Annotated in this window: 16 protein-coding genes; 8 read left to right on the top strand and 8 right to left on the bottom strand. The window is 73.4% G+C overall.

What is annotated here, in order from left to right:
• The first annotated feature begins 9 nt into the window (after positions 1-9).
• Positions 10-714: a hypothetical protein gene (locus ABZ172_RS17045; protein ID WP_356884524.1), complete on the top strand. Its 705-nt coding sequence runs from the start codon at positions 10-12 to the stop codon at positions 712-714.
• 467 nt (positions 715-1181) lie between these two features.
• On the opposite strand, the gene ABZ172_RS17040 is transcribed toward ABZ172_RS17045, so the two are convergent.
• From ABZ172_RS17040 to ABZ172_RS17010, 7 genes are all read right to left on the bottom strand, one after another.
• Positions 1182-1661 (bottom strand): hypothetical protein, encoded by a 480-nt coding sequence (locus ABZ172_RS17040; protein WP_356884523.1) that lies wholly within the window; start codon positions 1659-1661, stop codon positions 1182-1184.
• Positions 1662-1931: 270 nt separating this feature from the next.
• A complete protein-coding gene (locus ABZ172_RS17035) occupies positions 1932-3650 on the bottom strand; it encodes a hypothetical protein (protein ID WP_356884522.1) in 1719 nt (572 codons plus the stop codon).
• 338 nt (positions 3651-3988) lie between these two features.
• Complete coding sequence (locus ABZ172_RS17030) at positions 3989-6211, bottom strand: 2-dehydropantoate 2-reductase (protein ID WP_356884521.1); 2223 nt, start codon at positions 6209-6211, stop codon at positions 3989-3991.
• Positions 6208-7023 (bottom strand): SDR family oxidoreductase, encoded by an 816-nt coding sequence (locus ABZ172_RS17025; protein WP_356884520.1) that lies wholly within the window; start codon positions 7021-7023, stop codon positions 6208-6210. Before ABZ172_RS17025 ends, ABZ172_RS17030 begins: the two co-directional genes overlap by 4 nt.
• Positions 7023-8351, bottom strand: coding sequence for an MFS transporter (locus tag ABZ172_RS17020; RefSeq protein ID WP_356884519.1), 1329 nt, complete (start codon positions 8349-8351; stop codon positions 7023-7025). The genes ABZ172_RS17025 and ABZ172_RS17020 overlap by 1 nt, the downstream gene beginning before the upstream one ends.
• Positions 8351-9304 carry a polysaccharide deacetylase gene (locus ABZ172_RS17015; RefSeq protein ID WP_356884518.1) on the bottom strand — a complete coding sequence of 318 codons (954 nt, stop codon included), beginning with the start codon at positions 9302-9304 and terminating at the stop codon, positions 8351-8353. Before ABZ172_RS17015 ends, ABZ172_RS17020 begins: the two co-directional genes overlap by 1 nt.
• Before the next feature lie 90 nt (positions 9305-9394).
• A complete protein-coding gene (locus ABZ172_RS17010; protein WP_356884517.1) occupies positions 9395-10399 on the bottom strand; it encodes an Lrp/AsnC family transcriptional regulator in 1005 nt (334 codons plus the stop codon).
• A gap of 447 nt (positions 10400-10846) precedes the next feature.
• Between ABZ172_RS17010 and ABZ172_RS17005 the strand changes: the two genes are divergently transcribed.
• The 4 genes from ABZ172_RS17005 (at position 10847) to ABZ172_RS16990 (ending at position 13701) form a co-directional block, all read left to right on the top strand.
• Complete coding sequence (locus ABZ172_RS17005; RefSeq protein ID WP_356884516.1) at positions 10847-11293, top strand: LPXTG cell wall anchor domain-containing protein; 447 nt, start codon at positions 10847-10849, stop codon at positions 11291-11293.
• 97 nt (positions 11294-11390) lie between these two features.
• Complete coding sequence (locus ABZ172_RS17000) at positions 11391-12086, top strand: class F sortase (RefSeq protein ID WP_356884515.1); 696 nt, start codon at positions 11391-11393, stop codon at positions 12084-12086.
• Between the two features lie 185 nt (positions 12087-12271).
• Complete coding sequence (locus tag ABZ172_RS16995) at positions 12272-13186, top strand: NADP-dependent oxidoreductase (protein WP_356884514.1); 915 nt, start codon at positions 12272-12274, stop codon at positions 13184-13186.
• A 35-nt stretch (positions 13187-13221) separates the two neighbouring features.
• Entirely contained in the window at positions 13222-13701 is a 480-nt protein-coding gene (locus ABZ172_RS16990; RefSeq protein ID WP_356884513.1) for a MarR family winged helix-turn-helix transcriptional regulator, read from the top strand.
• A gap of 52 nt (positions 13702-13753) precedes the next feature.
• On the opposite strand, the gene ABZ172_RS16985 is transcribed toward ABZ172_RS16990, so the two are convergent.
• Positions 13754-16762 (bottom strand): family 16 glycoside hydrolase, encoded by a 3009-nt coding sequence (locus ABZ172_RS16985; RefSeq protein ID WP_356884512.1) that lies wholly within the window; start codon positions 16760-16762, stop codon positions 13754-13756.
• A 514-nt stretch (positions 16763-17276) separates the two neighbouring features.
• Between ABZ172_RS16985 and ABZ172_RS16980 the strand changes: the two genes are divergently transcribed.
• Genes ABZ172_RS16980 through ABZ172_RS16970 form a run of 3 tightly spaced genes read left to right on the top strand, consistent with a single transcriptional unit; the run spans position 17277 to position 24516 of the window.
• The gene (locus ABZ172_RS16980; protein WP_356884511.1) at positions 17277-18137 is read left to right on the top strand and encodes a DUF4132 domain-containing protein; all 861 of its coding nucleotides are present in this window, start codon (positions 17277-17279) and stop codon (positions 18135-18137) included.
• Positions 18134-23287: a hypothetical protein gene (locus ABZ172_RS16975; protein WP_356884510.1), complete on the top strand. Its 5154-nt coding sequence runs from the start codon at positions 18134-18136 to the stop codon at positions 23285-23287. Before ABZ172_RS16980 ends, ABZ172_RS16975 begins: the two co-directional genes overlap by 4 nt.
• Positions 23284-24516, top strand: coding sequence for an AAA family ATPase (locus tag ABZ172_RS16970; protein WP_356884509.1), 1233 nt, complete (start codon positions 23284-23286; stop codon positions 24514-24516). Before ABZ172_RS16975 ends, ABZ172_RS16970 begins: the two co-directional genes overlap by 4 nt.

Raw genomic sequence — 24516 nt, 5'->3', positions numbered from 1 at the left:
GCTTGCCCGATGCCCCAGGATTCCGGCCAGGACGGCCCCTCAGAACCGCTCAAGACCGACCAGGTGACGCGCATCGTGCTGCGTCCGATCGCCAGTCCGCTGCCGCTGGGCTTCTTCGCCCTGGGGATGGGCAGTGCGCTCCTGTCCTCCCTGCAGCTCGGCTGGGTGCCGACCGGTCAGAGCAGCGTCCTTCTGCTGCTCGTCCTCATCTTCGTCGTGCCGCTCCAGTTCGTCGGCGGAACCTTCGCGTTCCTGGCCCGCGACGCCGGCTCCGGCACAGCGCTGCTGCTGCTCGGCGCCGCCTGGGCGGGAACCAGCGTCACGTCCTTGAACTCCCCGCCCGGCGAGCCGGTGGTCATCCAGGCCGTCTTCCTCCTGGCGCTCGTACCGTTCGTGCTCGCGCTCGCCGGGGCGGCCGCCCAGTCCAAGCCCCTGTTCGCCGTCCTGCTCAGTCTCACCGCGGTGCGCTTCGCCCTCACGGGCCTCTACGAGGCAGGTCTCGGGAACACGCTCCAGGTCGCGGCGGGCTGGACCGGTCTCGGCATCGGAGCCTTCGCGCTCTACGGCGGTCTCGCCCTGCTCGTCGAGGACGGCAAGCAGCGCACCGTACTGCCGCTCTTCCGCCGCGGGAAGGCCCGCGAGTCGATCGAGGGTGATCTGCGCGCGCAGCTGACCGAGGCCCAGCAGGAGGCCGGGGTCCGCCACCAGCTGTGACGGACCCCGCTGCCCGGCCGCGGAAGCCGCCGGGGCGGCGCTGCACGGCCTCGACCCAACCGGCCGGCGCCTTGTACGGCCCCGGGCAACGCCTTGCACGGCCCCGGCCGGCCCGATCCGCGTCCGGGCAACCGTCCCTGCCCGGCCCGTCCCGGGCCGGGCGGTAGGGGCGGCGTCCCGGACCGCCGGCCGGCCGTGTCGGGCGGTAGGGACGGCGTGACCCCAGCGCCGGGACGCAGGACCGAGGCAGGGCGCGGCTCACCGCAGAACGGCCCCCGGTAGCGTCGGCCAGGGCCTCCCCCGCCGGGACCACGGACACCGGCGAGCGGAGAGCCGCTCCGCTCACCGGTGGTCGCGCCCGGTGGGCCGGCCGGGGCCGGGCCCCACGCCGACGTCTCCGGGGCACGCCGGACAGCCGTCCTGCGCACGCCTCGATGCCGGTGTGCCGGAAGCGGCTGCCAGCCGGATCAGAAGCCCCGGAAGACGCCCTCGTCGTCGGCGGCGTTGGCGAAGTCCTCCCAATCCATGTTGCCGAGCGAGATGTTGTTCTCGATGGACCAGAGCTCTGCGGCTATGACGCGCAGTGCGCCGTGATCCTGCCTCGTCTCGTCGTCGTCCTCCTCGCCGTCCTCGTCGTACTCGTCGTCGTACTCGTCGTCATCATCCTCGTCGTCGTCGAACGGCAGGACGGCCAGCAGCGGCATCTCCGGTGCGGTGAGGGCGGTCGTGTCGGCCACGATCAACAGGTAGCCCCGGTCACGGGCCACCTCGACGGCCTGTTCGGTCGTCAGGCCGCTGTAGGCGATGTCGTCCACCAGGTGGACGTTCGCGAGGAAGCCGTCCTCGGACGGCGTGTTGACGGCCGTGTGGAGGGCTTGCCAAGCGGCCTGGTCGGAGTAGTCGGTACGGATCAGCAGGGTGTCGTCCGTGTCCGGCAGGTTTTTCATGGGACTTCTCTCTCGGTGGGCATGTGCGGAGGCGGGGCGGACGGTCCGGTCCGGAAGCGCGCCCCACTCGGAAACGCTATCGGCTGGGTCTGACACGAGGCCCTGCCGCCCGCCGCCGGTTCCCCGGTCCCGTCCAGGAGGAACTGCCCGATCGGCCCGGGAGTTGCCGCCGCGAGTCACGCTCAACGGGAACGAGGCGAGGGTGGAGGCTGCTCGGCAGGACCCCGCGGACCTGTGGCAGCGGACTCGCCGTGGCGCGACCGCTCGTACCTACTCCCTCTGTGCCGGATCCGGACTCGCCTCGATGGCCTCCTCGTTCGACATCCCGCTGCGTGTCAGGTCGCGGGCGCGCCAGGGATCGTCGTCGCTCGTCCAGGTCCGGTTGATGGTCTCCTGCAAACGGGACAGGTAGGCCTCACCGTCACGTTCGTACTGCCGCACCTCGGCTGCCTCCAGGCGGATCAGCCGGGACCCCTCCACCGCGCTGTACCAGCAGCGTGCGTTCATGAAGAGCTGCTCCCCCCGGGCGAACAGGATCCAGGAGTTGCCGTCGGTCGCGATCTGCTCCGGACGCTGTGCTTCCCGTGCGATCCGGGCGGTGTCACCCCACTGCTCCACCGGCGGGACCGGCTCCGGGGTCCGGCGGTAGGTGTCGTTGAGCGAGAGGTACGCGAAGGTCGGATCCGCGTCGCGGTGCAGCGCGAAGCAGAGGTACCGGTGGCAGAGCGTGCATCCGAGCTGTGCCTCGACGTGTTCCATCAGCCCGGAGTCGTGCAGGCTGCGCAGGTCGCCCAGCGCCACCCGGTGGTACGCCTGGCGGAGGCCGCCCGCGGCGACCGCGCCGCGCAGCGCGGCGATCGTGGCGTCCACGTCCACGTCGGCGTGCGCCTCCGCGCCGGCGGGCTCCGGTGCCGTCCTGACCAGCAGGTCCGCGCACCCGGGACAGCGCTCGTCGGCGGGGTCGATCGTGGCGTACGTGTCGTCCGCCGTCAGCTGGACGAGCTTCAGGTGGTTCGGCGCGTTCTTCCCGGCCCACGCGTCGTAGAACACCTTCACGAAGCCGCCCCCGACGGAGTGGGTCGTGTGCCGGCCCGTGCGTCCGGTGATCGGGTCACCGAGTGAGGCGATGACCTGGCTTCTCGACGCGTCCGGGCTCAGCCCGGGGATCAGGGTGCCGAGCCCCGTGAAGCCGTGCGGTGCGGTCTCCGTGGGCCGGATGTGGAAGAGGATCGCGCGCACCTCCCCGTCCCGGAGCATGATCTCGCCGCCGGAGGCGAACGTCAGATGCCGGTCGCGGTGGGCGGGCGCGCCGACCAGGAAGTCGCTGACCACCGGGTCGGAGCCGAGGAGATCGATGACACGCCGGACGGCGGTGTCGTCCTCGGCCCTCAGGAGGGCGTCGTTGTACGGCTCGAAGGCCTGCCGCACCGCGGTCGCCCGGGCCGTCGCCCCGTGTGCTGCCTCCTGGGCACGCCGGGAGCGTTCCTCGTCGCCGATGATCAGTGGTTCGGCGCCGAACCAGAGCCGCTTCCGGAAGGCCTCGCGGTCCTCGGACCGCGACAGATCGCTCGTGCACAGCAGAGCGAGCGAGTCCCGGAGGCCGCCCCTGAAACGCCGGTTCATCAGGGTCAGGTACCGCTCGACCTCGGCATCGGTGTCGCCGAGGATCGTGTCGATCACCCGTCGGCATGCCTCCGGTGGACGAGCGGGGACGGCGTCGGGGTGGAAGGCGGCGAGTTCGCCGTAGAGCACGGCGAAGACGGCCCAGCTCCGGAGGGCGCTGCGTTCGGCTGCGGCGACGTGCTGTGCGGTCACCTCGAAGCGGAAGTGTTCCTGCCGTCCCTCGCGGTCCACCCGCACGTCCAGCGTCCCGCGACCGTCCTCACGGACGTCGACGAACGGCTCGTCCTCCCCCGGTCCGGGCAGCAGCCGGAGCCGCCGTGCGCCCCTGTCGGGCCTCCGGCCCCGTGGCCCGCGCCTCCTGCTCATGGCTCCTCCTCGTGCCCTCCACGCGCGCGCCGCCTCCTCTGCCGGGCGGGGTCCCGCTGTGGTGACAGGTCAGATCATGCCCTCGAGTACGCGCGGGTGTCCCGCTCCGGGGCGGGACGGGGCACCCGTGCACGGTCAGCCGCTGTCGGCGGGGCCGTGCGGGCGGACCGCGCCTCGCCCGAGCCCCGCGGCGCCCGGGGCCGCACGACCGGGTCGGCGCACGGCTCTCCGGGCCCCGGCGCCTCCGCCGCGGCTGCGTACCCGGGGCGGGGCGGGTGTTCGTTCCACCGCCGCCGCCGCCGCACCGAGGGCGAGGGGACGCGCGGCGGCCCGGGTGTTCAGCGTCCGGCCAGCGCGACGAGGACGGTGGCCGCCAGTGCCGCCCGCTCGACCATGCCGGAGACGGAGGCGTTCTCCGATCGGGCGTGCGCGCCGCTGCCGACCGCGCCGATGCCGTCCAGGACCGGGATGCCGGCCGCGGCGAGGAAGTTGCCGTCGCTCGCTCCTCCGACCGACGCCTCGGAGAGGCCGAACCCGAGCAGTTCCGCACACGCGGTGGCGAGGTCCGCGAACTCCGCGACCTGGGCGCTGCGTTCGAAGACGGGGCGGTTCCAGTCTCCCGTGATCTCCAGCCGGGTGCCGGTGTCGGCGGGGCGCAGACCGTCGAGGGCGCGCGTGATGCGCTGCCGTTCGGCGTCGGACGCCACACGTATGTCGAGGTGGGCGCGGGCCCGGCCGGCGGTGACGTTGCTGCGGGTCCCGCCCTCGATGACCCCGACGTTGACGGAGGTGCCCGCCTCGTGGTCGCGCAGCCGGTTCAGGTGCAGGATCTGCTGGGCGAGTTCGTCGACCGCGCTGGCGCCGGCGGTGGGGTCGAGTCCGGCGTGGGCCTCGGTGCCGGTGACGGTGAGGGTGAACAGGCCGACGCCCTTCCGGGCGGTCTTGATGGCCCCGTCGGCCGCCGCTTCGAAGACCATGGCAAGCCGGGAGCCGGCTGCCGCCTCGACGACGGCCTCGTGGGAGGCGTGGCTCCCGGTCTCCTCGTCGCCGTTGAGGACCAGCGTGCAGGCGGGCCGGGGCAGGCCGAGCTCGTCGAGCGCGCGCAGGGCCCATACCGCCTGGACGAGGCCGGCCTTCATGTCGAAGACGCCGGGGCCGGTGATGCGGTCGTCCTCCCGGCGGAAGGGCCAGCTGTCCAGCGTGCCGGTCGGCCACACGGTGTCGTAGTGGCCCACGAGCGTGACCGCGCGGCTGTCGGCCGTGGTCGCGCCGCGGACGGGGTACCGGCGGACGAGGATGTCCCCGACGTCGGCGCGCGGGAGGATCTCTTCGTCCTCCGGGGTGCCCAGCCGCCGGTCGAGCCAGTCGCGCAGCCAGGCGAGGCAGTCGCTCAGGGCGTCCAGGTCGTCGCTGGAGCTGCCCTGGGTGGTGTAGGCGGCGAGGTCGGCGACCATCTCCTCGCGGTGGTCGTCGAGCCAGCGCTGTACGGCTGCGGCCTGGCTGCGCGCAGGCAGCGCAGGGTTTTCCGGCTGCCGGACGAGGCGGTCGAGCGCGTCGAGCCGGGCCTCGGACATGGTGTGCGGGGCGCCCTCCAGTTCGCGCAGTCCGTCCAGGACGGCCTGGAGGCGTGTCGTGGGCAGTCCTTCGCGGGCGGCCTGGGTGATGACGTCGGCGTAGTGGGTGGTGACCTCGACGGGCCGGTGGCGTACGGCCAGGTCGCGCCAGATGCCGCTGCGGTCCTTGGTCTGGGTGCGCAGCCAGGCGGTGAGGCGGTCGAAGGCGGCGTCGCGTGCCGCGGTGTCCGCTCCGTGCCGGAAGGGCTCCGGGTCGAAGGCGTCGAACGCCTCGAGTGTGACGCCGCGCCGCTCGGCCACGGCGTAGATCTCCTCGGCGAGCCCGGCCATGGACGGACGGTGGCGGTCGATGAGGTCGGCCATGGGTGCGTCGGTGAGGGCGGTGGCGGCGAGCATGGCGCCGAAGCCGGCCTTGGCCCACAGGTGGCCCTCGACGTTGTCGTCGGCCCGGGCGGGGCCCCAGCTCTGCAGGTCGGCGACGAGGGCGCGGACGCGTTCGCTGACGGGGGCGCCGCACTCGCCGATGACGAGGGCGCCCGCGCCGCCGTCCTGGACCACGCCCGGTTCGACGACGTCGGCGAAGATGTTGACGAAGGCGGCGACGGTGCGGTCGGGGCCGATGAGCGAGGCGATCAGGTCCTCGTTGAAGCCGTTCTGCACGGAGACGACGTAGCCGTCCGGGGCCAGTCGGGGGGCGATCCACTCGACGGCGCTGCGGGTGGCCTGGGCCTTCACCGCGAGCAGGACCCGGTCGAGTGGGCCCGCGCCGTACTCGTCCGGTGTGGCGGCCCGCACGCGGACGCTCGTGCGCTCCTCGCCGCGGGCGACGACGAGTCCGTGTTCCCGGATGGCGTCGACGTGGGCGCGGTCGGTGTCGATGACGGTGACCGGGTGGCCCTTGCGGGCCAGGGCGTGGGCGAGGGTACCGCCGATCGCACCCGCGCCGACGACGGTGTAGGCGGCGCGTTCGGGGCTGTGGTCGTTCATCGGGCGTGTTCCTCCGTCGTGGTGCCGGCCGCGGGGGCCGCGGTGGCGCGGGTGTCGTCGGTCTGCCAGATGCGGGGCAGGTGGTGGGCTCCGGTGCTCGACCCGCCGTCGACGCGGAGGACCTCCCCGGTGATCCAGGACGCTTCGGGGCCGGCGATCCAGCACACGGCGCGGGCGATGTCCTGCGGTGCGCCGGGGCGGCCCAGCGGGTTGACGCCGATGGCCCGGGCGTACTCCGCGGAGACCGGGTTGCAGTCGCTGTCGACGAGGACGAAGCCGGGGCTGACCGCGTTGACGCGGATGCCGTGGCCGCCCAGTTCCAGGGCGGCCGCCCGGGTGGCCATCTCCAGGGCCGCCTTGGAGCTGGCGTAGGGGCCTCCGCCGGGTCGTGAGCGTTGGGCCGAGCCGGAGGAGATGTTGACGACGGCGCCCGGGCGGTGTTCGGAGATGGCGTGGCGGGCGAACGCGGCGGTCGTCAGGACGGGGGCGCGCAGGTTCACCGCGAACAGCCGGTCCCAGGAGGCCGCGTCGACGTCGGCCATGTCCAGGGACGGGTACAGTCCCGCCGCGTTGACCAGGATGTCCACGGGGCCGTGCGCCGCCCGGGCGCGGTCGACCAGGGCGGCCGGAGCGTCGGGGTCCGCCAGGTCGGCGGTCCGGAGGGCGGTGGGCACGTCGCAGCGGGCGGCCGTCGTTTCGAGCGCGGTGAGGTCGCGGTCGGCGAGGGTCAGGGTCGCCCCCCGGGCGGCGAACGCCTCGGCGATGGCGCTGCCGATGCCGCCGGCCGCGCCGGTGATGAGCACGTGCGGCATCAGTTGAACTCCTTGTCCTTGGTCTCGGGCATCGTGAGGTAGACGACCAGGGAGATGAGGGAGGCGGCCGACACGTACACCCAGAGCAGGTCGCTGTGGCCGTTCTCGTGCATCCAGGTGGTGACGTAGGGGGCGGTGCCGCCGAAGACGGCGACCGCGAGCGCGTAGGGCAGGGCGATGCCGGTGGCGCGCACCTCGGGCGGGAACTGCTCGGCCATGACGACGGCGCAGTTGGCGGAGTAGCCGAGGATCAGCAGCATGCCCACGAGCTGGACGAGGAACAGGCTGAGGAAGCTGTTGCCGAGGAGGTGCAGCAGCGGCCAGGCCAGCACCACGAAGCCGGCGGCGAACCCTGCCATCGTCGGCTTGCGCCCGAGGCGGTCCGAGAGCAGTCCCGCGAAGGGCAGCGCGACCACGAAGACGATCAGGCACAGGGTCTGCGAGAGCAGTGCGGTCTTGAGCGGGATGCCGGTGGTCAGATTCGCGTACGTGGGGAGGTAGTTGACCCAGATGTAGTAGGTGAGGGTGCCTGCGATCGTGATGCCGGTGACCCGCAGTGTGGCGGCCGGGTGCTCGACGAACATGGCCTTGACGGGGTTGGTGCGGGTGCGTCCGCTGCTCTGGGCCTCGGCGAAGGAACCGGTGTCCTCGACGGAGACGCGCAGCCACAGGCCGACCAGACCCAGCAGTCCCCCGAAGATGAAGGCGACGCGCCATCCCCAGGAGTGCAGGGCGCCGTCGCTCAGGACCGACGTGGCCAGGGTGCCCAGCAGCGAGGCGATCAGGACGCCGCCGGCGACCGACACCTGCTGCCAGGATCCGGCGAAGGCGCGGCGTCCCCGGGCGGCGGACTCGACGAGGAAGGCGGAGGAGGAGCCGAACTCGCCGCCGGCGGAGAATCCCTGGACCAGCCGGGCGACCAGCAGGAGGAGCGGCGAGAACACGCCGATGTGCTCGTAGGAGGGGGTGATGGCGATGATGAAGCCCGCCCCCGCCATCAGGGCGACGGTGAGCGTCATGCCCTTCTTGCGGCCGCGCCGGTCGGCGTAGGCGCCGAGGACGGCGGCACCGATGGGGCGCATGACGAAGCCGACGGCGAACACCGCGAGGGTCGACAGCAGCGCCACCGCGCCGTTGCCCTTCGGGAAGAACTCATCCGCGATGATCTTCGCGAAGATCGAGTAGAGCGCCCAGTCCACCCATTCGACGGTGTTGCCGATGGTGCCGGCGACGATGGCCTTGCGCTGGGCGCGGTTGAGTTTCGCCGGGGCGGTTGCGCCGCCCTCGTCTCTGCTCGGGCCGGCGGGCATGACAGATCCGGTGTTCATCAGGTGTGCTCCGGGGCGTCAGGGGCGGTACGGGAGGGGGAGGTGTCGTGCAGGGAGGTGCGTGCGGCGTCGGCCAGTTGCGCGTGGGTGGCGAACCAGACGTCGCGGTGCGCGCCGATGTGGTCGAGCAGTTCGCGCAGTACGACCAGGCGTGAGCGGTGGCCGATGACGTGCGGGTGCAGCGTGAGCTGGAAGACGCCGCCGTCGCGGTAGGCCGCGTCGAACTCGTCCCGCCAGATCTCGCCCACGTCGCGGGGGCGGCTGTGCGGGCGGACCGATCCGTAGCGGTCCATCGTGAAGTACGGCGCGTCGTCCCGGATCCAGTCGACGGGGATCTCGACGAGGCCGGTGGGCCGGCCGTGGGCGTTGATCTCGTAGGGCTCGTCGTCGGCCATCAGCGAGGAGTCGTAGGCGAATCCGAGGTCGAGCATGATGTCGAGGGTGGACTCGGAGAAGTCCCACGAGGGGGTCCTGATGCCGACGGGGCGCTGTCCGGTGAGTGTGGTGAGCGTGTCCAGGGCGCGTGCGGTCAATGCGCGCTCGTCGTCATGTCCCAGGAGCATGTTGCGTTCGTGGATCCAGCCGTGGACGGCGAGTTCGTGCCCGTCCCGGGTGTAGGAGCGGGCCTCCTCGGGGTGCAGGAGGGCGGAGACGGCCGGCATGAAGAACGTGGCCGGCACGCCGTGGCGGGACAGCAGGTCCAGGATGCGCGGAGCGCCGGCCCGGGCACCGTACTCACCCTGGGCCAGCCGCCCCGGGCTCGTCTCGCCGTCGCGCAGCGGGATCGTCTCGTGGTCGGAGTCGAAGGACAGGGCCACGGCGACACGGGCGCCGCCGGGCCAGCGGTCCGGGGTCAGGCGGCGTCCGGCGCGCACGGCGTCGACGTGCCCGCGCCATGTGGTCTCGGGCCACTGCCAGCTCTCTGCGGGCAGGTCGAGGTCTTCTGAGGGCATGACGACTCCACGGAGGGATGAGGGGCTGGGGGAACCGGCTGTTCAGGGGGTGCGGCGGGCGACGGTGTGCGAGCGCCCCGGGCCCGGGGTTCAGGCGGGGCGGACCATCCGGTGCCAGGAGTACTTCATGGTGACGAGGTGCAGCGTCACGTCCGAGGCGAGGAGCCCGGGCAGGGCGCCGATGACTTCCCTGGTGTAGGGGAAGAGGTCCGCACGGCGGGGCAGCACCACGTGCCCGACGAGGTTGAAGCGTCCGGTCGACGCGCTGACGAACTTCGTTCCCGGGTGCTTGGCGAGCTGTCTGCCCGCGGCGTCGAGGCGGTCGGGCTCGATGGAGAGCCACACCATGAACTCCGCGTCGAAACCGAGGAGTGACGGTTCGACGAGCGTGCGGAACTGGAGGATGCCGCGGGAGATGAGCCGGTCCATGGCGCGCGCGACGCTGGACTGCGCGTGCTTCAGGCGCCGGGCCAGCGCACTGACCTGGATCCGGCCGTCCTCGCGCAGGGCGCCGGCGATCTCGTGCTCCAGCGGGGTGAGCGCTTGTGGCGCGCGGTCCCTGCCGGGGTCGCAGAAGGGTGAGACCGGGTCCGGCCTCAGGTCGGCGACCGCCGCGGGGGGCAGCAGCCCGGTGTCCCACATCCCCGCCGTGGTGAACGACCGGATGACGGGGACCGCCTCGGTGCTCGTGATGAGGTCAGCCGCGGGAAGGTCGGTGAACAGCATCCGCATCATCTCCTCGTTGTCACGGGCGACGAAGTCGACGATCAGGTCGGCGGCACCGGTGACCACCGCCACGAAGCGGACGTCGGGGCTCTCGGCGAAACGGGCCGCGGCCTCCAGCCCGCGCCCGGGCCTGGCCTGCACCCGGACCAGCATGGAGGAGCCCTCCCGCGTGCGGTCCAGCTCCAGGGTGCCGGTGACCCGCAGCAGTCCCCGCTCGCGCATCGCCGTGTACCGGCGCTGCGCGGTGGTCTCGCTGGCGCCGACCCACCGGGCGACCGCACTCCACGGCGCACGGCCGTTGAGCTGGAGAGCCGCGATGACGCGGCGGTCCAGCTCGTCGACGGTGTCCGCGAGTGCTTCCTGGGTCATGCCATGAAGCTAACCAGTGGTTTTCGGCCCGTCAATGGCGAAATCCTGCATGTGCGCTGGTCATCGCAGTGCGATCCGGCGCGGCGGGTCGCGGGCGGACGCAGGAGAGGCGGTTGCGGCGCCCACGTGTGGAGGAACGCGGATGAAGGATTTCGCCACGGCCCGGCGTCCGGCGCACGAAAACGCGCGGGAGCCGCCCGCTCTCCGGGCGGAGGCACGTCGCCCGGGGTTTCCCGCCGACACGGACGGCGGCACCGGGGCGATTCACTCCTCTGCACCAGGTGCGGGCCTGTGAGCTGCGACGTCGTGGTGCCGACGGGGTGGAGGGAGGCGGTTCCCGGCATATGCGGTGCGGCGGCGCGTGCGCCCGACGGGTTGCGTCCTCGGTGTCGGCGGTTCTCGGCGGCACGTCCTGTGCCGCAGCCGCTCTCCGAGGAGGAAGCCCTGATGCGTTCGCTGAAGATAGCCACCGCCACCGCCCTTGCCGGCGCCGCTCTCGTACTGGCCGGTCCGTCGGCCTCGGCGTCCGACACCCGGTGCGACCCCGTCACGGCGGCGGCGACGGAGGCGGAGTCCGCCTACGAGTCCGCCCGCGCCGACTACCAGAAGCAGATCGACGCCGGCGGGCACCCGGGCAAGGCCGAACAGGACAACGTCGACCAGCTCCGGCAGAAGGCCGATTCCGCCGCCTCCGAGGCGCAGCGGATCTGTGGGGACTCCGCCATGAAGCCGACCGCGCCCGCGTCGAGGAAGCCCTCGGGCGCCATGCACACCGGCACCGGCTCGACGAGCGACGCCGGGACGAGCACGCCGGGTCTCGCCGCCGCGGGCGGTCTGGCGCTCGCCGCCGCCGCCGGGTTCGTGGTGCGCCGCCGTCAGAGCCGCCGGTCCTGACACCTGTCTCGTTCCCGTGTGCCGCCCCCGTCCGGTTCGCCGGGCGCGGCGGCACACGGCGGTCCGGCGGGCACGGCGAGGAACGGAGGATCGAGAGGTGCATCGCTGGGACAGCGGCCGGCCCGTGGCGCCGGACTGGGCGGCGGGTCCGCGCGAGCCGCAGGACAAGGAGCGGCGGAGCATTCCCTGGGAGCTGGGTCTGCTGGCCGCGGCCCTCGTCCTCGTCGCCCTCCAGTCCCTCGGCGGGCCCGGTGGCCCGCCCCAGCCCGAACACGCCGGCACGGCTCTCTCGTCCGAGTACGGCGCCGGCGCGGAGCACGTGGCCGCGGCTCCGATGCCGGCGTCCCCTCCGCTGCGGGTTCGGATCCCGGCGATCGACGTCGACGCCCCGGTCATGGACCTGGCCATCGAGGACAGCGGCCGTCTGGCGTCCCCTCCGGAGGGCGACCCGGACCTCGCCGGCTGGTGGGCGCGGGGCCCTGCGCCGGGAACGCGGGGGACGGCCGTCATGGCCGGGCACGTCGACATCCCCACCGGTCCGGCCGTCTTCTACGATCTCGGCGCCCTGAAGCTCGGCATGAGCGTGAGGGTGCTGCGGGCCGACGGCTCGACGGCGCACTTCACCATCGACAGCATCGACGTCTACAGTGCGGCCGATTTCCCCGACCACAAGGTGTACGCCGACACCGGCCGGCCCGAGATCCGTCTCATCACCTGCGGCGGAGGCTTCGACCGGAAGCGGCAGCGCTATGAGGGCAACGTCGTGGTCAGCGCCTACCTCACCACTTCCTGAGTGCGGCCGCGGCCGGCGGATGAGCGCGGGCGGCCGCACCTCCGTACCGGTCCCCCGGCGCCCCGGGGCGTGTCTCCCGGGGTCCCGCGAAAGAATTACTTGGCTAGCCACACATTCGGTGCTACTTTTATGTGGCTGGCCACACAAAGTGGGCGGCGCCGCGTCCCACTCAAGGAGACACCGTCATGAAGGCCATCGTTTTCGACACGTTCGGCGGCACCGAGGTCCTGCACGAGGCGGAGATCGGCATTCCCCGGCCCGGTCCCGGCCAGGTCCGCGTGCGGGTGCGGGCGGTCGGCGTCAACCCGGTGGACGGGAAGATCCGCTCCGGTGCCATGGAGGCCGTCTTCCCCACCACGCTGCCGGCCGTGCCCGGCGGCGAGATCGCCGGTGTGGTCGACGCGCTGGGCGAGGGCGTCGACCACCTGGCGGTGGGAGACGAGGTCCTGGGCTGGTCCGACACCGGCTCCTACGCGCAGTACGCCCTGGCGCCCGCGACCGTCCTCGCGCCCAAGCCGGCCGGCCTGGCCTGGACACACGCCGCCGCCCTGCCCGTGGCGAGCGACGGCGCCGAACGCGTGCTGGACCTGCTCGACGTCACCTCGGGCGACACGCTGCTGATCCACGGTGCGTCCGGCGCGCTGGGCACCATCGCCGTCCAGCTCGCCGTCGCCCGCGGCGCCCGTGTCATCGGCACCGCGGGACCGGCCAACCAGGAGTACGTCACCTCGCTCGGCGCGACCGCCCTGGTCTACGGGGAGAACCTGGTCGAGCGGGTCCGCGCGCTCGCCCCCGAAGGGATCGACGCGGTCTTCGACGCCGCGGGCAAGGGTGCGCTGGAGGACTCCATCGTCCTGCGCGGCGGCACCGAGCGGATCGTCACCACGGCCGACTTCCGTGCCGCCGAACTCGGCATCGTCTTCGCCGAGGGGCCCCAGCGCCGCTCCGCCGCGCGGCTGGCCGAGCTGGCCCGGCAGGCCGCCGACGGGCTTCTGGTGACCACGCTCAGCGCCACCTACCCGCTGGCGGAGGCGGCCCTGGCCCAGCGGGCCAGCGATGCCGGCCACAACCGTGGCAAGGTCGTCCTCACCGTCAACTGAACGGTCAGCCCCACTCACGTGATGAGGAAGCAGCCATGCCCGAACCCCTCGCGACGGAACCGCCGCACACGGCGCGCGACGGACGACTGAGTTACGCCGTCTTCCAGCTCGCCCGCGCTCACCGCGGCCACGCCGCCGCCATGCTGCGCGCGCTGAACCTGCACCCGGGACAGGAGCTGCTCCTCATGCAGCTCTTCGACCGCGACGGCCAGACGCAGGCGGAACTGCTGGAACGCGTCGGTCTCGACCACTCCACGGTCTCCAAATCGCTGCGGCGCATGCAGGAGGCCGGACTGCTCACCCGGGAGCCCGCCCCCCACGACCGGCGGGCCATGGTGGTGCACCTCACCGATGCCGGCCGCGCGCTGCGGGAACCCATCGCCGGCATGTGGCGCGCGCTGGAGGAGATCTCCGTGCGCGACCTGACCCCCGCCCAGATCGAGGTGTTCACCACCTGTGCGCAGATCGTCGAGAAGTCGGTCAGGGAGCACGGCCGGTCCGCTCCGGACGGATGAGCCGGGGCACCCACGCACGGTGGGCGCCCCGGCTCGGCGGCGGGCGCGCCGCTCAGTCCAGCGGCTCGATACGGATGTCGCGGAACCGCACGCTGTTCCCGTGGTCCTGGAGGCGGATCGCTCCGGCCGACGGACCCTCCGGCGCACCTCCACCGGTCGGTCCGTCGATCGCCACGTCGTCGTGCACCGTGCGGCCGTTCCACACCACGGTGACGCGCGCGTCGGCGGTCTTCCGGCCGCTGTCGTCGAAGCGCGCGGCCCGGAAGGTGACGTCGTAGGTCTGCCAGGTCTCCGGAGCCGTCGCCGCGTTGGCGTCCGGCGCCTTCTTCTCGTAGACCGCCCCGGCCTCGTTCGTGTCGAGGGTGGTGTCACCGAACGAGTCGAGGATCTGGAGTTCGTAGCGGTCCTGGAGGTAGATGCCGCTGTTGCCGCGGTCCTGGCCCGTCACGTCGTCCGGGAGCAGCGGCACGCGGAACTCCGCGTGCAGTCTGAAGTCCTGGTAGGCGTCCTTGGTGCGGATGTCGCCGCAGCACACCTCCATGGACCGCTCGGCGGCGAGCGGCCACTCGACCCGCCGTCCGTCCGTGTGCTGCCACTGGTCCTGGGAGGCGGCGGTGCCGTCGAAGAGGGCGACGGGCGCACCGTGGGGGCGCACGGTGATCAGGTCGAGGTTGACGTGCCCGGTGTCTCCGGGATCGAAGCGGTAGGAGACGGTGTTGCGCCCGGCGTCCAGCCGGACCCGTTCGGTGCGGGTCGACCAGGCGTCCCAGGTGCCGGTCGAGGCGAGTGGTGTCGGGCCGAGCTTCTTCCCGTTGACGTGGAGGGAGAGGGACTTGGTTCCCTGGAAGGGGTCGGGCCCGTTGGAGTAGCGCAGGCTCACGTCGTAGTCGCCGGCCGAGGGCACGGTGACGTCGAAGGTCGTGGCGCCGCGGTTCTCCGTGTGGTACCGGTCCACGAAACCGCTGCCGGAGTAGCCGGGGTGGTCGGTGTGGATCCCGGTCGTGCCGGTGAGCCGCGCCTCCTCCGCCTCGTACAGGGTGGCCGGCGGGGGCTGCTTCCCGGGCAGCGCGTTGAGTGTGTACCAGGCCTCCGTGCTCCAGAGGGTCTCACCGGAGTCGGAGGAGAAGGGGCGCGGTGAGCGCAGGTGGACGACGCGGTCGGGCTTGAGCCCGTCGAGACGCAGCCGCACGGTGCGGCTGTCGTCGGAGAGCGTCGCGGTGTTCACGGCGAGGCTCTCCTCGGCGATCTTCGGACCGCCGTAGTCCGCGGTGGGGGTGTAGCGCCACTGCTCCGCCTGGTAGTGCGAGGCCAGTTCCTCGGCGGTGGCCTGCGACAGCGGCTGGGTGTATTCGAGGTCGAAGCCGCCGGGGACGGCGCGCATCTCCTTGATGTCGAAGGTGTTGCCGCCGTTCGGCGTGAGTTTCTGCAGGCCGAACTTCAGCTTGCCTTCCTGTCCCCAGTTGCCGTCGGCGCCGAGCCCGCCCGCGTAGATCGCACCGTCGGGTCCCGTGGTGATCCGGTTGATCCCGGCCTCGAGCCCCTGGGTGTAGCGGAAGACGGCGCCCTGGTACTGCCCCTTCACCTTCTCCAGGTAGGCACGCTGGAGTCCTCCGTAGGTGACGTCGCCGAACAGCATCTGCCCGGCGAACCGGCCATCCTTCACGTACAGCGGCGTGCTGGGGGAGTTGGCTATCTCGTTCTGCGGGAGCCAGAGCACCGGCTGGGTGGGGGTCCGGTCGTCGAAGGCGCCCGACGGCTGGGTGTAGTGGTTGAAGAAGCGGTCCTGCTTGATCTGGACGAGCTTCGACGCGGGGAGCCAGCCGCCCTGGTTGTCGGTGGTGAAGAGGGAGCCCCCGGGGCCCCAGCCGATGCCGTTCGGGGTCCGCAGACCACCCGCGACCGCCTGGATCCTGCCCGTCTTCCTGCTGACCTTGTACGTGGTGCCGCGGCCCTCGGCGGGCTGCGGGGTGGTGGTGGCGCCGCCGTAGTCGATGGCCACCGACAGGTTCACGTAGAAGTGTCCGTCGCGGTAGAGGAGCCCGAAGGCGAACTCGTGGAAGTTCCCGCCGTACGGCCAGGTGGCGACCGTGCGGTACTCGTCGGTGACGAAGTCGCCTTCCGAGTGGACGAGTTGCGTCAGCTCGTGTTTCTGCGAGACGTACAGCGAGCCGTCGACGTAGGCGATCCCCATCGGCTCGCGGAGGCCTTCGGCGACCTTCTCCACCGTCACCTTGTCGCGGCTGGTCTCACCGGTGACGTGGTCGAGGAGGTAGACCTCTCCGGTGGTGCTCTCGGAGCCGCCCCACGTGGACAGCGCCAGACGTCCGTCGGGCAGCCAGTCCATTCCGGTGACCTGCGGCTCGAAGCCCTCGGGGCGCAGGTCGGTGAGGTCGAGGTCGGGGCGCACACCGGCGAGCGGGAGGCCGTCGCCGGGGGTGTCCGCTCCCGATTCGCACTCCTTGCGGCCGGGCGCGGTGACCCGGACGACCCCGGCGTCGGTGCTGAGCGCCTCGCTCGGGACGACGGTGAAGTCGCCCGCGCCCGGCGGTTTCCAGGCGAGCGTCAGCGCCTGATCGCCGGTCCGCTCGAAGTAGTCGACGCGGAACGGGTGCGATCCCTCGGTGAGCTGGACGGATCCGTCCTTCGGCTCCGCACCGTGCAGTCCGTCGTGGTCGATGACCTGCTCGTCGTCGATGGTGAGACGCGAGCCGTCGTCGCTGGTGAGCCGGAAGGTGTAGCTGCCGTCGGCGGGGACGACGAGGTACCCGGAGACCTCGGCCACGAAGTTGTCGGCGTAGCCGCCGAAGTCGTCGGTGGTGGACCAGTCGACGGTGGGCATCAGCCTGTCGCTGTTGGGTGTCTGCCCGAGTTTGAGCGTGCACAGCTTGCTCAGCGGCACCTGGGTGTCGAACACCCGCAGGGTGACACCGGGTTCCTGGGGCGGGATGTCGTCGGGCGCGGCGGCGGCCGGAGGGCCGGCCCAGACGCCTCCCGCGAGGAAGCCCCCGACGAGCAGGGGGGTGAGGAGTCTTCGGGCACGTGTGAACAGCCGTGGATGCATCGGTCCTCCAGGAACGGGGGTTCTCCGGACGGGCTGTACTGATCCGCGATGTGCGACCGTGTGCGGTCGCGCCGCCACGCTAGGGCGCTTCTGCTGGGGAAGTCCATACTTTGTCATCTGCGAGTTCAAAGTGCGGGGCGGCCCGTTCCGGTCCGTCGCGGACGGACGGGAGCGAGCGGACGGGTGCGGTGGACCGGGTCCGGCTTCCCGGGACGAGACGGCCCACCCGCGCTTCCGCCGAGGGGAGTCGGACCCTCGTGCGCGGCCGGCGGACCGTCCGGCGGGACCTCGGCGACCGGTGATCGGAGGGTGCCCGGCCTGCTCGGCACGGGTGCCGCGGGGCGGTTCCGGCCTTCGGCGGTGCGGGTGCGTACGACCGTGCGGACGGCCCCCGAACGCATTGTCAGTGGCTGCCCCTAGAGTCTCTCCCACTCGTCACGGTGCGTCGCCGTCGACGGGTCTCATCAGTGTGCCGCCCGACCGGCGGCGTCCGGAACAACGGGGAGAACAGCGCATGGGGTGGGTACCTGCGGGCGACTACGAGGTCGCTCTGGAGGCGGGCAAGGTGGTGTGCCGCAACGCGAAGGGCCGTCGGCTGAAGTCCGTCCCGGCCAAGCTGAAGGAGGATCCGGCGGTCGTCGGGCTCCGGCAGTTGACCGAGTGGCTGGAGCGGCACGAACGCCGGTGCCTGAGCGACGTCGAGCAGTGGATGGTGCGGTCGCTGCCCGTTCCCACCGCTCTCCTCGCCCGGGTCTGGCCCGATCCCGCGTGGCAGGCGGCGCTGCGGGACGTGGTGGTGACCGGCGCGGACGGCGGGGTCGCCGGGTTCCTGCGGGACGTCGACCCCGGGCGCGGTCTCGGCCTCGTCGATCTGGACGGCGACACGGTCCGCATCACGCCGGACGTCGTCCGCGTGCCTCATCCCGTCCTCCTCGACGACCTCGACGAGCTGCGGGAGTTCGCGGTCGAGCTGGGGGTGAGCCAGGGCGTGGAGCAGCTGTTCCGCGAGGTGTGGCGCCGACCGCGCGACCTCGCCCCGGACACCGTCTCCGTCGACACCTACGCCGGCGGGGTGTTCAAGGAACTGCGTTTCCTGCACGGCCGCGTCACCCAGTTCGGGTACCGGTCGCGCGGCGGGTACGCGGTCTGCCCGGTCGTCGAGGACGGTGCGACCGCCGAGGCCCGCATCTGGATCGGCGAGCACGACGGATACGACGAGTACGGCACGGAGACGGGCCCCCTGGGCTGGACCGACCCCGCGGGCCGCGCGTTGACGGCGGCGGAGATCGGACCGGTCACCTGGTCCGAGGGCATGCGCATGGCGGCGGCGCTCTACGCCGGCCGCGACGTGGAAGACGAGGAGCAGGCGGCATGAGCACCACGACGACGCACACCGACGTGAACACGACCGCGCCGGGCGCGGTGTCCGTGCCCGGCCGGGCACGGGGCGAGGACGGCTCCCCCGCGGCGGACGTCCGGGCGGCGGCCCTGCTGGACGCGGGCGCCGTCCTGCCCGCGGGGACCACCGACCGGGAGGACGCGGACGCGCTGACCGCCCGCACCTACACGCACACCGCCCTCGGCGACCGCCCCGTGGTCCGGCTGGTTCCCGGCACGCTCGGCGAGGCGGAGGACCTGGCCCTGGAGTTCCTCGGGCTGGCCCGCGCCGACGACACCCCGGTGGTGGGGCAGGTGCGCCGTGAGACCCTGGGCTTCCCGGCCTGGGCGCTGGTCAACGACCCGGCCAACGGGCACCACGCCCTGGCCCTGGTCAAGGACATCGAGCGGCTGGGCCGGCAGGCCAGGAGCCGCGCCGGAGCGGCCAAGGAGGGCTTCGACGCCCTCGGCACCCGGCTCGGCCGGGCCGTGCCCCACTTCCTCCCCACCTACTACGAACAGGTCGCACGCCTCTTCCTCCAGGCGGAGAACACCAGCTACGCCGCGTCCTTCTTCGGCAAGGCCCGGGAGGCCGAGCGGGTGCACGGGCTGGTCGTGGACGAGGACCGGCAGCGGTCCGTCTTCCTGGAGTTCGCCTTCGCCGGCGCCCTGACCGTCAAGGCGCTGCGGCAGTACGTCCGCGACCTGGTGTCCCGGCTCGCCCCGGAGGACGCGTGGGCGCAGTACCGCCGTCTGCTGGTCGAGCGCTGCGCCGCCGGCATGCCCCCGTACGCGGCGCTGCCGCAGGACGTGCGCGCGCTGGTCAAGGCCGCGGGGCTGGACCGTGAGTCCGCCGAACGCGCCCTGGTGGCGGATCTGATCGGCTCCCCCGGCATCGTCCGCGCCCCTGCCTCGTTCTGGACGGCCTACCGCGGCGCGCTCGTGGCACTCGCCCGGCAGGAGACGTCCGTGCGCGCCCGGCTCCTCGGCTTCTTCCCGGAGACCTTCAGCGAGAACGCCCGGGACGGCGACAGCGAGCACGGCTGGCTCGGGCTGCTGGCCGAGTGCGGCGCCGAGGACCTGCTGACCGCCCTCCCGGACGCGTCCGGTCCCGATGACCCGTCGGTCTCCGCCGCGGACTGGATCGCCCGCTGGGAGGCGTACCGGCGGCGCAGCCGGGGGACCTCCGGACGCAGCCCGCAGACCCTCGGCCTGGTCGCCCGGATGACGGACCGGCTGCGCGCCGACGGGCGTCCCGTCGAGCTCTTCCAGGGCCGCTGGCATCCCGCCGCCGACGTGGACCTGCTCGACCTCTGCCTGGCCTCCGGCATCCCCGTCGCGGAACCGGACGACCAGGAGGAGGGCCCCGCCTGGGCTCCCCGGCTGCCGCTCGGCGCCTGGCTCGCCGACACCGAGCCCGGGGCGCGGGACCTCACCGCCGTCGCGGCCCGTCCGGTCTTCCGCGCGCTGCTGGGCCGGACCCTCGGCAGCCTCGGCGGCCCACGCGGTCAGCGGCTGGACAACGCGGACATGGCGAAGCTGGCGGCGCATCCGGTGCTGTCCGTGGTCCTGCGGGAGTGGCTGACCGCCTGTGCCGAGGAGTACACGGCCGCGCGGGGTCTTCCCGGGCTGCGCGTCGCCCTCAACAAGCTCTCGGGGTACCGCTCCGTGGTCGCCCAGGTCGCCCCGGAGGCGGTGCGGCTCCTGGAGGAGCACGACGTGGTGCCGCTGCTCGCCTCGACCCTGCGCACCGGCGTCCTGGACGAGCTGGGGTGGCCCGCGCTCGACGAGGCCTACGCGGAACTGGCCGCGGAGGCGGCCGCGGTCACTCGGCAACGGGGCCGTTCGGAGGGGGTCGGCGTCACCGGCGCCTGGCCCGCGCTGATCCTGAACACCCGTGAGCGTGCCGTCGTCGTCGGCCCGGAGGGCGTCCTGCTGCGCCACCCGCTGCGGCTGCCCACGAGCACCGACCCCTGGCGGCAGCTCGCCTTCCGTTGGACCGACGGCGAGTTGCTCGTCATCTGGTGGGAGGACGGCAAGCAGCGCGGCTACTGGTCGCACCGCCCCGCCGAGGTGTTCACCGTGGGCGGCGAGCAGCTCCCCCGCTGGGGCGCCTCCGGCCCCTCCGACGACGTCTGCCTGCCGTTGCCCGGCGGGGGCCGCGCCACCGGTGGGAAGGCCCTGCACGCGGGAGACACCTCCCTCCCGCCGCAGCGCTCCGTCCTCTCCGACGGCACCGGTCACTGGCGGGACGGCCACCAGGGCACGCGGCGGGTCTGGCTGGAGTACGACCCGGCGAGCGGGACGCACGGCCGCGCCTCCCTCCCCGCGTTCCTCCGGTCCGGGGTGCAGGACGGGACCCGGCTGCTCGCCGAGCACTGCCAGGTGCTGCCGCTCCAGCCCGGTCTGGAGCGGACGCCGTTCGGCACGGACGGGACGGTGCTCGGCCGCTGGGTCCGGCGCACGGTCACCGAAGCGGGCGCGGCCGCTCCCGCGGGCGGGCACCGGATCGTCGCCGGCAGCCCCGACGGCCGTACGGTGACCGTGGCGGAGCCGCCGGCCGGCGGCTCCGCGGTGCCGCTCGGCGCTCTCGCCCTTCCCGGCGGTTCACGCCCCGTCATGGTCCTCGCCGGGCGGACCGTCCAGGCCCACCCGGCGGACACCGCGAGCACCGGCACCGGTCTGTGGTCCGTGATCCCCGCCTCCTCGGGCGGCACGCACGCCGCGGGCACCCCCTATCTCCCTCCGGTCGCTTACTGGCACGCGCTGCGTCCCAGGGACGAGCGGGCCTCCACCACTCTGCGGAACCTGCCGGACTCCCGTGCGCAGGAGCTGTTCGAGGCGGTCGCCGGCGCGGTCACCCGGCATCTGGAGGCCGTCCGGGCCGTGGAGGACTACTCCGGGCCCTCCGCGCCCGAGCTGTGCGCGGAGGCCGTCGCCCGGGTCCTGCCGGAGGTGTCCGACGCGCGGCTCCTCACGGGCGTCACCGCGGTCGTCCGCGACGCCGTGGACAGGGCCGTCGCGGCGGCCGTCTACCTGGAGCCGCCCCGGCCCGCCGCCCCGCGCGACGACGCACGCAACCGGGACATGTTCTGCGACCACTCGCCCGAGCACGGCGACGACGCGACCCTGCTGCGGGCGACCGCCTGGGGGTCCGAGCGGATGCGCAACGGCTGGTGGGGAGGGGGGAACCGGTGGACGACGATCCGGCAGATCCTGGCCGTCCATCACGTCCTCGCGGGCAGGCCGGCCTTCGGACCGCCCGTGCCGTCCGGAGCCCCGTTCGCCGCCGTGGACGGCTGGCAGCGGGACGAGTACGTCGTCCCCGGTCAGTCCGCCGACTGGACGTCCCTGCTCGACATGCTGCCCGAGCTGGCGTACCGGGCCGCCTCGGCCGCCACCTCGCCGGAGCACCGCGCGGGTCTCGTACTCCTGCTCGACGCCCTGGCCGAGGGCCCGCTGGCGGACCCGGCGGGGACGGTCCGGCAGGTGGAGCTTGTCGAGCCGTACGCCGGGACACCCGGACAGGGGCGCCAGGAGGCCGTGCACCGGCTCGGGCAGGTGCTGCGCAAGGGTGCCCGGACCGTCGTGGTCCTCGCCGACCGCGGCCGCAACTCCCGGACCGACGCGGCCCGCTGGCTGGCCCTGGACCACGATCCGACCGGCGTGTTCGGCCCCGTCCCGGGCTTCGCCCTGGACCGCGAGCACGTCCACCGGCAGGGCGTCACGCCCGCCGTGCTCACCCGGCTCACCGCCCTGGTGCGGGAGCAGGGCCCGGCTCCCTGGCGTCCCGAGGCCGCGGAGGCCTTCCACGCGGCCACCGGGATAGGTGCCCTCCAGGCGGTGGCCCTGGTCTCGGCCGCCGTCGACGAGCCGGGGGCCGGGGCACTGGGGCTGCTCGGGGTGAAGACCCGTGTCTTCGAGGCGGCCATGGCCAGGCTGGGCACCCTGCCGGCCGCGGACCGCCACGCCCTGCTCCAGGCGCTGCTGCCGGACGACCCGGCCGAGCTGTGGTCCACGGGGCCCGACGTCCGGGCGGCCGCCGATGTCTGGCAGGCACGCCTGGCCTCCCTCGTCCGCGTCCCCGAGGAGCTGGACCTCGACCTGTCGGGCACCGGCCCCGACGCCGTCGACCTGGTGCTCAACTCCGGCTCCCGGACCTGGCTGGGCCGGGGGAAGCCCGTCGAGGACGGTACGGCCCGTCCCGGTCTGCACCGGGTGCACGCGCACGGCGCGTTCTCCTCCGCCGTGACCGCGCTGCGGGCTCTCGCCTACACGCTGCCGTACGGGCACCCCCTGCGGGCGCACCTGCCGGTGGGGCTCGCCGCCCTGCGCGGCGTCCTGGCCGATCCGGGTCTGGTGCTGGACATCGGGCTGGACTGGACCGAGACGGGCGACCCGGTCGGCCCGGTGGTCCGGTCCGCCCACCAGCTCCCCGAGTCCGGCGGCGCGGGACCGGACGGCCTCGTCCGGGTTGGATCGGCGCTGCTTCTGGGTCCCGGCCACGGCACCCACGAGAAGATCCTGATCCGCCCGGCCGGTCTGGAGGGTCCCGAGGATCCGGCGTTCGGCCTGCTCGAAGGCACCGTCGCGCGGCACCGGGCGAATGAGCTCCGCGCCCTGCGCGCGCTGCTGGGCGAGGAGATCGACGCCCTGGTGTCGGCCGGCGCGCCCGACGGCACCCCGCACCGCCCCGCGCAGGATCCGCAGCGCGTGGTGCCGGAGCTGGTGGCCGAGGCCGCCGCGGCCCTCGGGCTGAGTGCGGACGCCGCCGCCCTGTACCTCATGCTGCTCGCCCTGCCCGACCCGACGGACCGCAACTGCGCCCGGTGGAACGCCTGGAAGCCCGCGCGGACCAAGAAGGCCCGGGCCGAGCTCGCCGCCACCGATCTCGTGGTGGAGGCCAAGCGCTCCCGCGCCGGGCGCACCCTGTTCCTTCCGTGCGGCTGGCTCGAACGCGGCGCGCCGGGACTCCCCCTGGAGACCTGGAAGGAAGGGCTGTACCCGGTGGCGGGGTCCACCCGGACCCTGCCGGAGACACCCGTGCCGGAGCTGTTCGCCACGGCCTGGGCCCGGGCCCGGGGCGGCGACGCCCCCGCCTTCGAAGAACTGGACACCCGTGCACCCCGGAAGGGCCGCCGCCGATGACGAGCGACACCACCACCACCGAGAACGCCGGAGACGGCGTGGGCCCGGACCGGGCGACACCTGCCACCGGTGACTCCGGCGGGACGAACCGCCAGGTCGTCCCGCCGGAGGACCGGTACGGCACCGAGCTGGCCTTCCTGGCCGCCCACGATTCGGGGCCGCGCCCGCCCGGCTGGCTGCTCACCCCGCGCGCCGTCGTCACCTTCGTGATGGGCAGCGCGGGCGAGGCGCTCGGCCTGCCGGCATCCGCGCGGCCCGGGGCCGGGGTGCCGCGCCGCCTGGTGATCGAGGAGAAGTTCGTCGGCGAGCGGGCCCTGGTCGAGCGCTGCGTGGTCACGCTCGCCGGGGAGCGCGGACTCCTGCTGGTGGGCGAACCCGGCACCGCCAAGTCGATGCTGTCCGAGCTGCTGTCGGCGGCCGTCTGCGGGACCAGCGCGCTGACCGTGCAGGGCACCGCGGGCACCACGGAGGACCAGCTCAAGTACGGCTGGAACTACGCGTTGCTGCTGGCCCAGGGGCCGACCGAGCAGGCCCTGGTGCCCTCGCCGGTGCTGGCGGCCATGAAGCGGGGTGCCGTGGCCCGTGTCGAGGAGGTCACCCGCTGTCTGCCGGAGGTCCAGGACGCGCTCGTGTCGCTGCTGTCCGAACGCCGGATCGCGGTGCCCGAGCTCGCGGGAGCTGAGGGCGCGCAGGTGCACGCGGCTCCCGGCTTCACGCTCATCGCCACCGCCAACCTGCGGGACAAGGGGGTCTCGGAGATGTCGGCGGCGCTGAAGCGGCGCTTCAACTTCGAGACGGTGGGCCCGATCGGGGACGTGGACGCCGAGACCGCGCTCGTGCGGCACCAGTCGCGGGCCGCCGTCGAGCGGGCGGGGGCCGCCTACCAGGTGGACGACGCGGTCCTCGAGGCCCTCGTCACCGCCTTCCGGGACCTGCGCGACGGCCGTTCCGCGGAGGGCTGGGAGGTCGAGCGCCCCTCCACGGTGATGAGCACGGCGGAGGCGGTCTCGGTGGCGGGGGCCCTGGGCCTGGCCACCGCCTACTTCCCCGGCGACCGGGACGTGCTGTCCCTGCTGCCCGGTCATCTGCTCGGTGTCGTGCGCAAGGACGATCCCGCCGACGCGGCGCGGCTGCTGGGGTACTGGGACGGGCCGGTCCGCCGGCGTGCGGAGCAGGGGTCCGCCACCTGGCGTGCCCTGTGGGAGCTTCGCTCGGTGCTGGAGAGCTGA

Origin of the sequence: Streptomyces sp. NPDC006296, from assembly GCF_040613235.1 — a bacterium.
Taxonomy (GTDB): domain Bacteria; phylum Actinomycetota; class Actinomycetes; order Streptomycetales; family Streptomycetaceae; genus Streptomyces.
Note: the sequence above shows the minus strand (reverse complement) of the source record. Positions and strands in the feature narration are given on the sequence as shown.

Coding starts and splice junctions, on each gene's coding strand:
- ABZ172_RS17040 (WP_356884523.1), bottom strand. CDS start 1,661: ATGAAAAACCTGCCGGACACGGACGACACCCTGCTGATCCGTACCGAC.
- ABZ172_RS17005 (WP_356884516.1), top strand. CDS start 10,847: ATGCGTTCGCTGAAGATAGCCACCGCCACCGCCCTTGCCGGCGCCGCT.
- ABZ172_RS17010 (WP_356884517.1), bottom strand. CDS start 10,399: ATGACCCAGGAAGCACTCGCGGACACCGTCGACGAGCTGGACCGCCGC.
- ABZ172_RS16980 (WP_356884511.1), top strand. CDS start 17,277: ATGGGGTGGGTACCTGCGGGCGACTACGAGGTCGCTCTGGAGGCGGGC.
- ABZ172_RS16995 (WP_356884514.1), top strand. CDS start 12,272: ATGAAGGCCATCGTTTTCGACACGTTCGGCGGCACCGAGGTCCTGCAC.
- ABZ172_RS16985 (WP_356884512.1), bottom strand. CDS start 16,762: ATGCATCCACGGCTGTTCACACGTGCCCGAAGACTCCTCACCCCCCTG.
- ABZ172_RS17045 (WP_356884524.1), top strand. CDS start 10: ATGCCCCAGGATTCCGGCCAGGACGGCCCCTCAGAACCGCTCAAGACC.
- ABZ172_RS17020 (WP_356884519.1), bottom strand. CDS start 8,351: ATGAACACCGGATCTGTCATGCCCGCCGGCCCGAGCAGAGACGAGGGC.
- ABZ172_RS17035 (WP_356884522.1), bottom strand. CDS start 3,650: ATGAGCAGGAGGCGCGGGCCACGGGGCCGGAGGCCCGACAGGGGCGCA.
- ABZ172_RS16975 (WP_356884510.1), top strand. CDS start 18,134: ATGAGCACCACGACGACGCACACCGACGTGAACACGACCGCGCCGGGC.
- ABZ172_RS16970 (WP_356884509.1), top strand. CDS start 23,284: ATGACGAGCGACACCACCACCACCGAGAACGCCGGAGACGGCGTGGGC.
- ABZ172_RS17030 (WP_356884521.1), bottom strand. CDS start 6,211: ATGAACGACCACAGCCCCGAACGCGCCGCCTACACCGTCGTCGGCGCG.
- ABZ172_RS17015 (WP_356884518.1), bottom strand. CDS start 9,304: ATGCCCTCAGAAGACCTCGACCTGCCCGCAGAGAGCTGGCAGTGGCCC.
- ABZ172_RS17025 (WP_356884520.1), bottom strand. CDS start 7,023: ATGCCGCACGTGCTCATCACCGGCGCGGCCGGCGGCATCGGCAGCGCC.
- ABZ172_RS16990 (WP_356884513.1), top strand. CDS start 13,222: ATGCCCGAACCCCTCGCGACGGAACCGCCGCACACGGCGCGCGACGGA.